This is a genomic window from Micromonospora sp. DT229 (genome assembly GCF_049844505.1).
Lineage (GTDB): Bacteria > Actinomycetota > Actinomycetes > Mycobacteriales > Micromonosporaceae > Micromonospora.
The window spans coordinates 25875-38278 of sequence record NZ_JBNCLD010000008.1 but is presented as its reverse complement, the minus strand read 5'-3'; the positions used below and the strand labels follow the sequence as shown (position 1 = coordinate 38278).

Genomic DNA, 12404 nt, shown 5'->3' with positions numbered 1-12404 from the left:
GCCGGTCGGCTACGACCCCAGGCCGATCTGGAGCTTCTCCAGGCCGATTCGGGTCTCCTCATCCACCGGCAGGAGGACCACCAGCCGCAGCTCCGGATCGGACAGTTGCAGAGTCTCGAAGGACAGTCGCAGGGTGCCCACCTCGGGATGGGACAGCTCACGGATGCCGGTCCGTCGGCCGCCGAGGGGCCGCCGCTGCCAGCGCTCGACGAACGGCTCGCCGGCCCGACCCGCCAGCCGTTGGGCGAAGGCGTCCACCGCCGGATCGCCCCAGCGCAGTTCGTAGAGGTCGGCTACGTGTTCGTCGGCCACCGTCTCCCAGTCCGGGTACGCCGTGCGGGCCCGCTCGTCGACGAAGGTGAACCACAGCACGTTCGGCGGATCGCCGTCGAGGATGCCCAGCGAGCCGACCAGCCGCTCGTACGCCTCCGTCCAGGCCAGCAGGTCGCCCAGGTGATTGACCACGAAGCTCGGGGCCGGTTCGAGCTGGCGCAGCATGGCCCGGACCGCCGGCCGTACGGTACGCACGATCGCGCGGGTACGGGGACCGAGTTCGATGCCGGAGGTGACTGCGGCGAGCCGGTGCAGGTATTCGGTGTCCTCGTCGCTGAGCAGCAGGGCCCGGGCCAGCGCCCGCAGGACCTTGGCCGAGGGACGGGTGTCCCGACCCTGCTCCAGCCGCGCCAGATACTCGACACTCACCCCGGCGAGGGTGGCGAGTTCAGCACGACGCAGTCCCGGGGTACGTCTACCTGAGTTGACCGGAAGCCCGACCTGGGATGGGGTCACCGCCTCTCTTCGGCTGCGCAGAAAGGCACCCAGTTCGCCGGCCACCATGCCGCCAGTATGCCAGCCGAGGGTGGCACCACGGGGGATACGCTCAGCTCGGCCTCCCTGGACGGCGTGTCCGGCCGGACGATGACAACTCTGCCTGATCACACGTCCGAGGGATGCCATGAGCGCAACTGACACAGTGACCCCGGCACGGGCCGGACGCAGGGAATGGCTAGGTCTGGCCATCCTCGCCCTACCCGCCCTGCTCGTCTCGATGGACCTCACGGTGCTGCACCTGGCCGCCCCGGCGATCAGCGCGGACCTGCGGCCCAGCGCCTCACAACTGTTGTGGATCGTCGACATCTACGGCTTCCTGATCGCCGGTTTCCTCATCACCATGGGGGCCCTCGGCGACCGGATCGGCCGTCGCCTGCTCCTGCTGATCGGCGCCGCCGCCTTCGGGGTGGCCTCGGTGCTGGCCGCCTTCTCGCCCAGCGCCGAGATGCTGATCGCCGCCCGGGCCCTGCTGGGTATCGCCGGGGCCACCCTGGCACCCTCCACCGTGGCCCTGATCCGGAACATGTTCCACGATCCGGCTCAGCGCACCACGGCCATCTCCATCTGGTTCATGAGCTTCATGGCAGGCTCCGCGATCGGCCCGCTGATCGGCGGGGCCCTGCTGGAGGTGGCCTGGTGGGGGGCCACCTTCCTGATCGGTGTACCGGTGATGGTGCTGCTGCTCGTGCTCGGGCCGGTGCTGCTGCCGGAGTACCGCGCTCCCCAGCCCGGCCGGATGGATCTACCCGGGGCCCTGACCGCGCTGGTGTCGATCCTCAGCGTGGTGTACGGGCTCAAGCGGATCGCCGAGCACGGATTCGGGGTCGTACCGCTGGTAACGGTCGTGGTCGGGCTCATCCTCGGCGCGTTGTTCCTGCACCGGCAGCGGACCATCGCCGATCCCCTGCTCGACCTGGACCTGTTCCGGCTGCGTACCGCCAGCGTCTCCGTGCTCGCCCTGACCATCGGCGCGGTGGCGGTCGGCGGGGTGGGCTACCTGAGCGCGCAGTATCTCCAACTGGTCGCCGACCAGTCCCCGATCCAGGCCGGGCTGTGGATGCTCCCGCCGCTGCTCACCGGCATCGTCACCACGATCGTCACCCCGATGGTCGGGCGCCGGATCGGGCCGGGCACCAAGACCGCCCTGGGCCTGGCGGTGGCCGCCATCGGACTGCTGGTGGTCGGTCAGGCCAACGACGACTCGGACATCGGGTATGTCGTGGCCGGGCTGGTGCTGCTGTTCGGCGGCATCATGCCGGTGCTGGCCCTGGGGGTGGACATCGTGGTGGCCGCGGCGCCGCCGGAGCGCACCGGTGCCGCCTCCGCGATCACCGAAACCTCCCAGGAACTCGGCATCGCTCTGGGCATCGCCGTGCTGGGCAGCATCACCACCGCCATCTACCGCCAGCAGATGCGAGAGGTGGTGCCGCCGGAAGGGGTGCCGGCCGACGCGGCGGAGGCGGCCCGGTCCACCCTAGGCGGCGCCGACGGGATGGCCGACCAGGTCGGTCCGGCCCTGCTGGAGAGCGCCCGGAGCGCCTTCACCGACGGGGTGCAGCTGGCAGCGGTGGTCAGCGCGGTGATGCTGGGGATCACCGCCGTCATCGCCGCGGTGGTGCTGCGTAAGGTTCAGGCCACCGGCGGCGCGTCACACTAGCGCTGTTCCGCTCAGACGACGCGGCTGACCTGGTCCAACAGGTCCAGGTCAGCCGCGTCGAGGACCAGTTCGGTGGCGGCGACGTTCTCCTCCAGGTGGGCGATCCGGGTGGTACCCGGGATCGGCACCACCGGCACCTGCCACACCTCGGCCTGCTGCTGCACCCAGGCCAGGGCGACCTGCCCGGGGCGGGCCTGGTGCCGATCGGCGATGTCGCGGACCACCTGGGCCAGGTCGGTGGAGACCGCCCCGATGTGCGGCGGGCGGGCGCGGGAGGACGACTCCAGGTTGAGCCCGCCGGCGCCCTGCGGGCAGTAGGGCACCACGCCGACGCCGAGTTCGCGGCAGACCGGGAGGACCTCCTCGATGTCCCGACTGACCAGGGACCACTGCGACTGGAGGGCGGCGATCGGGTGGACGGCGTGCGCCGCCCGGATGTCCTCACCGTCGACGTTGGACAGCCCCAGGTGCCGCACCTTGCCGGCCTTGACCAGCTCGGCCATCGCACCCACAGTTTCCTCGATCGGCACGCTGTGGTCCCGGTCGTGCAGGTAGAACAGGTCGATCACATCGGTGCCCAGCCGGCTGAGACTGGCCTCGCAGGCGGACCGCACGTACGCGGCGTCGCCCCGGGCGCCCAGGCCCTGGGCGGTGCGTACGACACCGAACTTGGTGCACAGGATCGCCTCGTCGCGGCGCTGCCGCAGCGCCTGCCCGACCAGCACCTCGTTGTGGCCGCCGCCGTACAGGTCGGCAGTGTCCAGAAGGGTGGCGCCCAGGTCCAGGGCCCGATGGATCAGGGCCACCCCGGCGCTCTCGTCGGCCGGGGCACGGGACCCGCCGAGGCGCATGCAGCCCAGCCCCTGGATCGGAACGGTCAGGCCGGTGGATCCCAGCGGGGTAGTACGCATCGCGCCCCTTCGCATTGTTCCGATTACGGGCCATAGAGTAGCGGATGACCACGAACCGGTGCCGACCCCCGACCACAGCCCGGCATCGGCGGATCGTGGCCCGGTCAGTGGGGTTGGGCCGGCTGAGGAGGCTGACCGGTCTTCCAGATCAGCCGGAAGGACAGCGACCGCAACCGCCATCCCTGGGCGGTGAGCACCGCCTCCCCCTCGGCTGCGGTGCCGGTGACGAACAGTTCCTGCGACCTCAGCACCTGGGTGGAGATCAAGTTCGCCCGCAGCCGGGCCCGGTCACCGTCCAGGTCGACCACGGCCGGCGAGTTCAGATGCTGGGTACGGTCGAATTTCGCCATCGCGGTGCGGTGGAAACCGGCCAGCCCGTCGAGGCCCTGGTGTCGGCCGACCGGGAACTCGACCACGGCCTCGGCGGTGAACAGCGACCCGGCCCAGGCGTCGTCCAGTCCGGCCGAGTCCGGCCCGGCGGAATCGAGCCCCACCAGGTAGCGGTCCAGCAGGGCGGCCACCTCGCTGCGGTGGACCGCCGCCGTGGGCTGAGCGCCGGTCAGAGGTTCCGTGTCGACCGTGGACATGCGCGACTCCCTGCTGTTTCGGTGGCCGGGTCATCCCGAAGGCTCACCCATCCGTCCCGGTCATTCAAGTCGTCGCCAGCAGATATGTAATTCCCGGCGACATTCTTGACGCTCGCCTGACATTCCTCCGGTCGCTCCTGACATTCGCGGTCTGCGGCCTGACATTTCTGCCAACCGATGTCGCCGGGACTGCAAGAAGCTGGCCCAATCCTGCCGCGCCCCGTATTGAACGCCGCAATCACGTCGAGAAGCATGGTCCGTGGCCACAGCAGACCGAGTTTCCTCTTTCCGATGCACGCCGGGATGCAGAACCAGGAGGCCACATCGTGCGCAAGGTGCTCATCGCCAACCGCGGCGAAATCGCCGTCCGCGTCGCCCGTGCCTGCTCCGACACCGGCCTGGCCAGTGTGGCGGTCTACGCCGATCCGGACCGGGACGCCCCACACGTGCGGGTCGCCGACGAGGCGTACGCCCTCGGCGGCGACACCCCCGCCACCAGTTACCTGGACATCGCCAAGCTGCTGGAAGTGGCCGCCCGCGCCGGCGTGGACGCGGTGCACCCGGGATACGGCTTCCTGTCCGAGAACGCCGACTTCGCCCAGGCGGTGCTGGACGCCGGCCTGGTGTGGATCGGGCCTCCCCCGCACGCCATCCGGGCGCTGGGTGACAAGGTGACCGCCCGGCAGATCGCCCAGCGGGTCGGTGCGCCACTGGTCGCCGGCACCCCGGACCCGATCGCCGGGCCGGAGGAGGCGGTCGCCTTCGCCCGCGAGCACGGGCTGCCGATCGCCATCAAGGCGGCCTTCGGCGGGGGCGGTCGGGGCCTCAAGGTAGCCCGCATCCTGGAGGAGATCCCGGAGCTGTACGCCTCGGCGGTCCGTGAGGCCGTGGGCGCGTTCGGCCGCGGGGAATGCTTCGTCGAGCGCTACCTGGACCGGCCCCGGCATGTGGAGACCCAGTGCCTGGCCGACCGGTACGGCCATGTCGTGGTGGTGTCCACCCGGGACTGCTCGTTGCAGCGGCGCCATCAGAAGCTGGTCGAGGAGGCCCCGGCGCCCTTCCTGACCGCCGAGCAGAACGAGCGCCTCTACACCGCGTCCAAGGCGATCCTCGCCGCGGCGGGCTATGTCGGGGCCGGCACCTGCGAGTTCCTGGTCGCCACCGACGGCACCATCTCCTTCCTGGAGGTCAACACCCGGTTGCAGGTGGAACACCCGGTGACCGAGGAGGTGACCGGCATCGACCTGGTCCGGGAGCAGTTCCGGATCGCCGACGGCGAGGCCCTCGGATACGACGACCCTCCGGTGCGCGGCCACTCGATCGAGTTCCGGATCAACGCCGAGGATCCGGGCCGCAACTTCCTGCCCGCCCCCGGCACGGTCGGCGCCGTCACCAACCCCTCCGGTCCCGGGGTGCGACTGGACTCCGGGGTGGAGGTCGGGTCGGTGATCGGCCCCGCCTGGGACTCGATGCTGGCCAAGCTGATCGTCACCGGGGCGGACCGGACCCACGCGCTGCGCCGGGCCGCCCGTGCCCTGGCCGAACTGACCGTCGGGGGCATCGCCACCACCCTGCCGTTCCATCGGGTTGTGGTCACCGACCCGGCCTTCACCGGCGAGCCCTTCGCGGTGCACACCCGCTGGATCGAGACCGAGTTCGTCAACGAACTTCCCCCCTTCGTCGGCGATCAGGAGGGTGCCCCCGAGGACCGGGCCCGGGAGACCGTGGTGGTCGAGGTCGGCGGCAAGCGGATCGAGGTGTCGCTCCCCCCGGACCTGGGCGTACCGACCAGTCGACCGGTCGCGGGGGCCACCCGGATCACCCGTCCGGCAACCCGCAAGGCCGCGCCGGCGGTGTCCGGGGACGCGGTGACCGCGCCGATGCAGGGAACCATCGTCAAGATCGCGGTCCAGGACGGTCAGACGGTGGCGGAAGGCGACCTGCTGGTCGTTCTGGAGGCCATGAAGATGGAACAAACGATCAACGCACACAAGGCCGGCGCGATCGTCGGGATGGCCGCCGAAATTGGTCACGTGGTGACCAGCGGAACCGCTATCTGCGAGATCAAGGCCCTGTCGTAACTCCGACCGGAGAAGGGACAATGCAATGCACAGCACGTTGATCGTGGCCCGGATGGAACCGAGTGCCGGCGCCGACGTCGCCGCCCTGTTCGGCGCATTCGACGAGACCGAGATGCCGCACGTCATGGGTACCCGGCGGCGTCAGTTGTTCGCCTATCGGGGGTTGTACTTCCACCTCCAGGAATTCGATTCCGACAACGGTGGCAAGCTCATCGAGAAGGCGAAGACCGACCCCCGGTTCGTCGCCATCAGCGAGGACCTGAAGCCGTACATCGAGGCGTACGACCCGAAGACCTGGCGGTCCCCGGCGGACGCCATGGCCACCAGGTTCTACCACTGGGAAGCGTCCGCATGACCGGGCGCAGGGTGGTCATCACCGGGGTGGAGGTACTGGCCCCGGGCGGCACGGGCACCAAGGCGTTCTGGGAGCTGCTGGCCGACGGGCGTACCGCTACCCGCCGGATCAGCTTCTTCGATCCGACTCCGTTCCGGTCCCGGGTCGCCGCGGAGATCGACTTCGTGCCGGAGGAACACGGACTGAGTCCGCAGGAGACCCGCCGGATGGACCGGGCGGCCCAGTTCGCCGTGGTCGCCGCCCGAGGTGCAGTCGCGGACAGCGGAATCGAGATCGAGGAACTGAACCCCTACCGGGTAGGCGTCACCATCGGCAGTGCAGTCGGCGCGACCATGGGCCTGGACGAGGAGTACCGGGTGGTCAGCGACGGGGGCCGGCTGCACCTGGTCGACCACGGGTACGCCGTACCCCACCTCTACAACTACCTGGTCCCGAGCTCCTTCGCGGCCGAGGTGGCCTGGACCATCGGCGCCCAGGGTCCGACCGGGGTGGTCTCCACCGGCTGCACCTCCGGCATCGACTCGGTCGGCTACGCCGCCGAGTTGATCCGGGAGGGCTCGGTCGACGCGATGGTCGCCGGCTCCTCCGACGCGCCGATCTCGCCGATCACGATGGCCTGCTTCGATGCGATCAAGGCGACCACCCCCCGACACGACGACCCGCAGTCGGCCTCCCGGCCGTTCGACAACACCCGCAACGGATTCGTGCTGGGCGAGGGTGCCGCGGTCTTCGTCCTGGAGGAACACGACCGGGCGGTACGCCGGGGCGCACAGATCTACGCCGAGATCGCCGGGTACGCCACCCGCAGCAACGCCTACCACATGACCGGGCTGCGGCCGGACGGCCTGGAGATGGCCGAGGCCATCCGGGTGGCGCTCGACGAGGCCCGGATGAACGGCGATGAGATCGACTACATCAACGCGCACGGCTCCGGCACCAAACAGAACGACCGGCACGAGACCGCCGCCTTCAAGCACAGCCTCGGCGACCACGCCTACCGGACCCCGATCAGCTCGATCAAGTCCATGGTCGGGCACTCGCTCGGTGCGATCGGCTCGATCGAGATCGGCGCGTCGATCCTCGCGATGAAGCACAACGTGGTCCCGCCCACCGCCAACCTGCACACGCCGGATCCGGAATGCGACCTCGACTACGTGCCGCTGCATGCCCGCGACCACATCACCGACGCGGTCCTGACCGTAGGAAGCGGGTTCGGGGGCTTCCAGAGCGCCATGGTGCTCGCCCGTACCGACAGGAGAAGCGCATGACCGCCGCCGTGGTGGTGACCGGCCTGGGGGTGGCCGCCCCCAACGGCCTGGGTACCCGCGCCTACTGGGCCGCCACCCGCGCCGGCAAGAGCGGGATCGGCCGGATCACCCGGTTCGACCCGGACCAGTACCCGGCCCGACTGGCCGGCGAGGTCCCCGGGTTCGTCGCCGAGAACCATCTGCCCAGCCGGCTGCTGCCGCAGACCGACCGGATGACCCAACTGGCCCTGGCCGCCGCCGACTGGGCGTTGGCGGACGCGGGCATCCGACCCCAGGACCTGCCCGCCTTCGACATGGGAGTGATCACCGCCAGCTTCTCCGGTGGCTTCGAGTTCGGCCAGGGCGAGCTGGCGAACCTGTGGGACAAGGGCAGCCAGTACGTCAGCGCGTACCAGTCGTTCGCCTGGTTCTACGCGGTGAACAGCGGCCAGATCTCGATCCGCAACGGCATGAAGGGCCCCAGCGGGGTGGTGGTCGCCGATCAGGCGGGCGGCCTGGACGCGGTGGCACAGGCCCGACGGCAGATCCGCAAGGGCACCGCGGTGATCGTCTCCGGCGCTGTCGACGCCACCATCTGCCCCTGGGGCTGGGTGGCCCTGCACACCAGTGGCCGGCTCAGCACCAGCGAGGAGCCCACCCTCGCCTACCGGCCCTTCGACGAGGGCGCGCGGGGACACGTACCCGGTGAGGGTGGCGCCATCCTGATCCTGGAGTCGGCCCGGACGGCAGCCGACCGGGGGGCCCGGGTGTACGGCGAGATCGCCGGCTACGGTGCCACCTTCGACCCGCGACCCGGCTCCGGCCGGGAGCCGGCCCTGCGGGCGGCGATCGAGCTGGCGCTGACCGACGCCGGGGTGTCCGCCTCCGAGGTGGATGTGGTCTTCGCCGACGCGGCGGGTGAGGCGCACCTGGATCACATCGAGGCGCAGGCCCTGGTCGCGGTCTTCGGGCCGCACGGGGTGCCGGTCACCGCGCCGAAGACGATGACCGGCCGGCTCTACTCCGGGGCCGCCCCGCTGGACCTGGCGGCGGCCTTCCTGGCCATGGAGGAGGGCCTGATCCCGCCGACGGTGAATGTCGACCCGGTCCCCGACTACGAACTCGACCTGGTCGTGGCCGCACCCCGACCGGCCGAGCTGCGTACCGCACTGGTCGTGGCCCGGGGCCACGGCGGCTTCAACTCGGCCATGGTGGTGCGTTCCGACCCGGGCACGGCCACCCGGCCCGTGCAGCAGTGACCCAGTAGAGGCAAGGAGAGACGCAGATGGCCGAACAGCTGACCCTGACCGACCTCAAGCAGATCCTGCGGGAGGTCGCCGGCGCAGACGAGGGAGTCGACCTGGAGGCCGACATCCTCGACACCACCTTCGAAGACCTCGGGTACGACTCCCTGGCCCTGCTGGAGGCGGGCAGCCGGATCGAACGCGAGTACGCCGTCCGGCTGGACGACTCGACCGTGACCGACGCGACCACCCCCCGGGCCCTGCTCGATGTGGTCAACGCCAGCCTGACCCCGGCCTGAGGAGAGGAACCCACCATGACGGCACAGGACAAGCGGGTAGCCCTGGTCACCGGCGCCACCAGCGGTATCGGGCTGGCGGTGGCGCGGCTGTTGGCCGGCCAGAACCACCAGGTGTTCATCGGGGCCCGTACCCCGGAGTCGGTGGCCTCGACGGTCAAGCAGTTGCGGGAGGACGGCCTGGAGGTTGACGGAGCCCCGGTCGACGTGCGGTCGACCGCCGAGGTCAAGGCCTTCGTCACCGCGGCCGTGGCCCGGTTCGGCACCATCGACGTCCTGGTCAACAACGCCGGCCGCAGCGGCGGCGGGGTGACCGCGGACATCGCGGAGGAACTGTGGCTCGATGTCGTCGAGACCAACCTGAACAGCGTCTTCCGGGTCACCCACGAGGTCCTCAACACGGGCGGAATGCGGCACAAGGAGCGCGGCCGGATCATCAACATCGCCTCCACCGCCGGTAAGCAGGGGGTGATCCTGGGGGCACCGTACTCGGCCTCGAAGCACGGGGTGGTCGGCTTCACCAAGGCCCTCGGCAACGAGCTGGCCCCGACCGGGATCACGGTCAACGCGGTCTGCCCCGGGTACGTGGAGACGCCGATGGCGCAGCGGGTCCGGCAGGGGTACGCCGCCGCGTACGACACCACCGAGGACGCCATCCTCACCAAGTTCCAGGCGAAGATCCCGCTCGGCCGGTACTCCACCCCGGAGGAGGTCGCCGGCCTGGTCGGCTACCTGACCTCCGACTCGGCCGCATCCATCACCTCGCAGGCGCTGAACGTCTGCGGCGGTCTCGGCAACTTCTGATCCCGCAGAAAGAGGAGCCTGACATGTCCCAGCCGACCACCCGCGAGGTCGAGCACCAGATCACCGTCGCCGCCCCGGCGAAGGAGGTGTACCGGCTGATCGCCGAGGTGGAGAAGTGGCCCCGGGTGTTCCCGCCGACCATCTTCGTCGACCATGTGGAACGCGGCGAGCGCAGCGAGCGGATCCGGATCTGGGCCACCGCCAAGGGCGAGGCGAAGAACTGGACCTCCCGCCGCGAACTGGACCCCGAGGCCCTGGGCATCACCTTCCGGCAGGAGGTCTCCACCCACCCGGTAGCGGCGATGGGCGGTGCCTGGTGGTTCGAGGCCCTGTCGGAGACCGAGACCAAGGTGCGGCTGTTCCACGACTACCGGGCGGTCGACGACGACCCGGAGCACCTGGCCTGGATCGACGAGGCCGTCGACCGCAACTCCCGGTCCGAGTTGGAGGCCCTCAAGCGGATCGTGGAGACCGCCGCCAGGACGGCCGAGTTGACCTTCGAGTTCACCGACACGGTGCAGATCAACGGTTCGGCCAAGGACGTGTACGACTTCATCAACGACGCCCACCTGTGGGCCGAACGGCTGCCGCACGTGGCCACGGTGGAACTCACCGAGGAGACCCCGGGCCTGCAGACCCTTGAGATGGACACCCGGGCGCGGGACGGATCGACCCACCGCACCAAGTCCTACCGGGTCACCTTCCCGCACCAGCGGATCGTGTACAAGCAGGTCACCCTGCCGGCGTTGATGACGGTGCACACCGGGATCTGGACCTTCGCCGAGAACGACGAGGGGGTGGCCGCCTCCTCCCAGCACACCGTGGTGCTCAACCCGGACAACATCACCCGCATCCTCGGCCCGGACGCCGGTGTCGAGGAGGCCCGCAACTACGTCCGCAACGCCCTGAGCACCAACAGCCGGGCCACCCTGGACTACGCCCGCGCCTACGCCGAGCGGAACCGCTGAGGCCCACGGTGGACACCCAGATCGTCGTCGTCGGGGCCGGACCCGTCGGGCTCATGCTCGCCGGTGAGCTGCGCCTCGGCGGCGCCGAGGTGGTCGTACTGGAAGCGCGGCTGCGGCCGACCACCGAGTCCCGGGCCTCCACCCTGCACGCCCGCACCATGGAGATCCTCCAGTCCCGCGGCCTGCTCGACCTGTTCGGCCCGCTGCCGCAGGAGCCGCGCGGTCACTTCGGCGGCATCCCGATGGACCTGACCCTGCCCAGCCGGTTCCCCGGGATGTGGAAGGTGCCCCAGACCCGGACCGAGGAACTGCTCGGCCGGTGGGCCGCCTGCCTGGGGGCCCAGGTGCGTCGAGGCTGGACGGTGCGGGCGGTGGCCGCCGACGAAGGGCAGGTCACCGTCGAGGCGGACACCCCGACCGGGGTACGCACCCTGCGGGCGGCATACCTGGTCGCCTGCGACGGGCAGGACAGCACCGTACGCAAACTGCTCGGGGTGGAGTTTCCGGGCTGGTCCGCCACCCGGCGACTGCTGCGTGCCGACGTGGCCGGCATCGAGGTACCGAACCGCCGGTTCCAGCGGCTGGACCGGGGCATGGCGGTGGCCGCGCGCAACCCGCAGGGGATCACCCGGGTGATGGTGCACGAGTACGGCCGGGACCCCGGGGCCGGGACCGAACCCGACTTCACCGAGTTCACCGACGTGTGGAAGCGGGTCACCGGGGAGGACATCAGCACCGGCGTACCCCTGTGGGTGAACGCCTTCGACGACACCAACCGGCAGCTCACCCGATACCGGCACGGCCGGGTGCTGTTCGCCGGTGACGCCGCCCACGTGCAGATGCCGATCGGCGGGCAGGCCCTGAACCTGGGCCTACAGGACGCCGTCAACCTGGGTTGGAAGCTGGCCGCGCAGGTCCGCCCGGCACCGCCGGAGGGCCTGTTGGACACCTACCACGAGGAGCGGCACGCCCTCGGCCGACGGGTGCTGGCGAACATCCGTACCCAGGCGGGGTTGCTGCTCGGCGACCCCACGGTCGAACCGGTCCGGACCCTGCTGGCCGAGCTGATGGCGGCGGAGTCGAACCGGGCGCTGCTCGCCGGCATGGTCTCCGGCCTGGATGTGCGCTACCCGGCCGGTCCGCAGGACCATCCCGCGGTCGGTGACCGGGTGCCGGACCTGGACCAGCGCGACGGCCGGGGCCTACTGCTGGCGGTACCCGGCAGCGACTTCGTAGCGCTGGCCCGGCCGTGGCGGGACCGGGTCCACACCGTGCCAGGGCCGCTGCCCTGCACGGACGCGGACGCCGTGCTGGTCCGCCCCGACGGCCACATCGCCTGGGCCGGTTCGGCACCGCAGCACGCCCGCTCCGCCCTGAACCGCTGGTTCGGCCCGCCCGCCGAGATTTCGGCATAACGACAACC

The 12404-nt window shown here is 70.6% G+C and carries 12 protein-coding genes; 9 read left to right on the top strand and 3 right to left on the bottom strand.

All coding sequences use genetic code 11. From position 1 onward, the window contains the following. Positions 1 to 9 precede the first annotated feature (9 nt). Positions 10 to 837 carry a helix-turn-helix transcriptional regulator gene (locus ACLQ2T_RS14790; protein ID WP_425766686.1) on the bottom strand — a complete coding sequence of 276 codons (828 nt, stop codon included), beginning with the start codon at positions 835 to 837 and terminating at the stop codon, positions 10 to 12. 118 nt (positions 838 to 955) lie between these two features. On the opposite strand from ACLQ2T_RS14790, the gene ACLQ2T_RS14785 reads away from it, so the two are divergent. Beyond that, a complete protein-coding gene (locus tag ACLQ2T_RS14785; protein WP_425766684.1) occupies positions 956 to 2488 on the top strand; it encodes an MFS transporter in 1533 nt (510 codons plus the stop codon). 11 nt (positions 2489 to 2499) lie between these two features. Here the strand turns inward: ACLQ2T_RS14785 and ACLQ2T_RS14780 are convergent, their stop codons facing one another. After that, complete coding sequence (locus ACLQ2T_RS14780) at positions 2500 to 3399, bottom strand: aldo/keto reductase (RefSeq protein ID WP_425766683.1); 900 nt, start codon at positions 3397 to 3399, stop codon at positions 2500 to 2502. A 104-nt stretch (positions 3400 to 3503) separates the two neighbouring features. Further along, positions 3504 to 3986 (bottom strand): nuclear transport factor 2 family protein, encoded by a 483-nt coding sequence (locus ACLQ2T_RS14775; protein ID WP_425766681.1) that lies wholly within the window; start codon positions 3984 to 3986, stop codon positions 3504 to 3506. A gap of 326 nt (positions 3987 to 4312) precedes the next feature. Here ACLQ2T_RS14775 and ACLQ2T_RS14770 point away from each other — a divergent pair, with 326 nt between their 5' ends. From ACLQ2T_RS14770 to ACLQ2T_RS14735, 8 genes are read left to right on the top strand one after another with little or no spacing between them, the layout of a single operon-like run. Then, positions 4313 to 6067, top strand: coding sequence for a biotin carboxylase N-terminal domain-containing protein (locus tag ACLQ2T_RS14770; RefSeq protein ID WP_425766680.1), 1755 nt, complete (start codon positions 4313 to 4315; stop codon positions 6065 to 6067). 25 nt (positions 6068 to 6092) lie between these two features. Then, on the top strand, positions 6093 to 6422 hold the full coding sequence (locus ACLQ2T_RS14765) for a TcmI family type II polyketide cyclase (protein WP_425766679.1): 330 nt from the start codon (positions 6093 to 6095) through the stop codon (positions 6420 to 6422). Further along, positions 6419 to 7690: a beta-ketoacyl-[acyl-carrier-protein] synthase family protein gene (locus tag ACLQ2T_RS14760; protein ID WP_425766677.1), complete on the top strand. Its 1272-nt coding sequence runs from the start codon at positions 6419 to 6421 to the stop codon at positions 7688 to 7690. The genes ACLQ2T_RS14765 and ACLQ2T_RS14760 overlap by 4 nt, the downstream gene beginning before the upstream one ends. After that, entirely contained in the window at positions 7687 to 8928 is a 1242-nt protein-coding gene (locus ACLQ2T_RS14755) for a ketosynthase chain-length factor (protein ID WP_425766676.1), read from the top strand. Before ACLQ2T_RS14760 ends, ACLQ2T_RS14755 begins: the two co-directional genes overlap by 4 nt. Before the next feature lie 26 nt (positions 8929 to 8954). Continuing rightward, complete coding sequence (locus ACLQ2T_RS14750) at positions 8955 to 9212, top strand: acyl carrier protein (protein WP_425766675.1); 258 nt, start codon at positions 8955 to 8957, stop codon at positions 9210 to 9212. Positions 9213 to 9227: 15 nt separating this feature from the next. Beyond that, positions 9228 to 10013 (top strand): 3-oxoacyl-ACP reductase FabG, encoded by a 786-nt coding sequence (gene fabG, locus ACLQ2T_RS14745; protein WP_425766674.1) that lies wholly within the window; start codon positions 9228 to 9230, stop codon positions 10011 to 10013. Positions 10014 to 10036: 23 nt separating this feature from the next. Beyond that, a complete protein-coding gene (locus ACLQ2T_RS14740) occupies positions 10037 to 10981 on the top strand; it encodes an aromatase/cyclase (RefSeq protein WP_425766673.1) in 945 nt (314 codons plus the stop codon). Positions 10982 to 10989: 8 nt separating this feature from the next. Continuing rightward, positions 10990 to 12396, top strand: a complete 1407-nt coding sequence (locus ACLQ2T_RS14735; RefSeq protein WP_425766672.1) for an FAD-dependent monooxygenase — start codon at positions 10990 to 10992, stop codon at positions 12394 to 12396. Positions 12397 to 12404 lie beyond the last annotated feature (8 nt).

What these genes read in the sequence shown, in the direction of transcription:
- ACLQ2T_RS14775 (WP_425766681.1), bottom strand. Translation starts at nt 3,986, where the DNA reads ATGTCCACGGTCGACACGGAACCTCTGACCGGCGCTCAGCCCACGGCG.
- ACLQ2T_RS14785 (WP_425766684.1), top strand. Translation starts at nt 956, where the DNA reads ATGAGCGCAACTGACACAGTGACCCCGGCACGGGCCGGACGCAGGGAA.
- ACLQ2T_RS14755 (WP_425766676.1), top strand. Translation starts at nt 7,687, where the DNA reads ATGACCGCCGCCGTGGTGGTGACCGGCCTGGGGGTGGCCGCCCCCAAC.
- ACLQ2T_RS14760 (WP_425766677.1), top strand. Translation starts at nt 6,419, where the DNA reads ATGACCGGGCGCAGGGTGGTCATCACCGGGGTGGAGGTACTGGCCCCG.
- ACLQ2T_RS14740 (WP_425766673.1), top strand. Translation starts at nt 10,037, where the DNA reads ATGTCCCAGCCGACCACCCGCGAGGTCGAGCACCAGATCACCGTCGCC.
- ACLQ2T_RS14765 (WP_425766679.1), top strand. Translation starts at nt 6,093, where the DNA reads ATGCACAGCACGTTGATCGTGGCCCGGATGGAACCGAGTGCCGGCGCC.
- ACLQ2T_RS14790 (WP_425766686.1), bottom strand. Translation starts at nt 837, where the DNA reads ATGGTGGCCGGCGAACTGGGTGCCTTTCTGCGCAGCCGAAGAGAGGCG.
- fabG (WP_425766674.1), top strand. Translation starts at nt 9,228, where the DNA reads ATGACGGCACAGGACAAGCGGGTAGCCCTGGTCACCGGCGCCACCAGC.
- ACLQ2T_RS14750 (WP_425766675.1), top strand. Translation starts at nt 8,955, where the DNA reads ATGGCCGAACAGCTGACCCTGACCGACCTCAAGCAGATCCTGCGGGAG.
- ACLQ2T_RS14780 (WP_425766683.1), bottom strand. Translation starts at nt 3,399, where the DNA reads ATGCGTACTACCCCGCTGGGATCCACCGGCCTGACCGTTCCGATCCAG.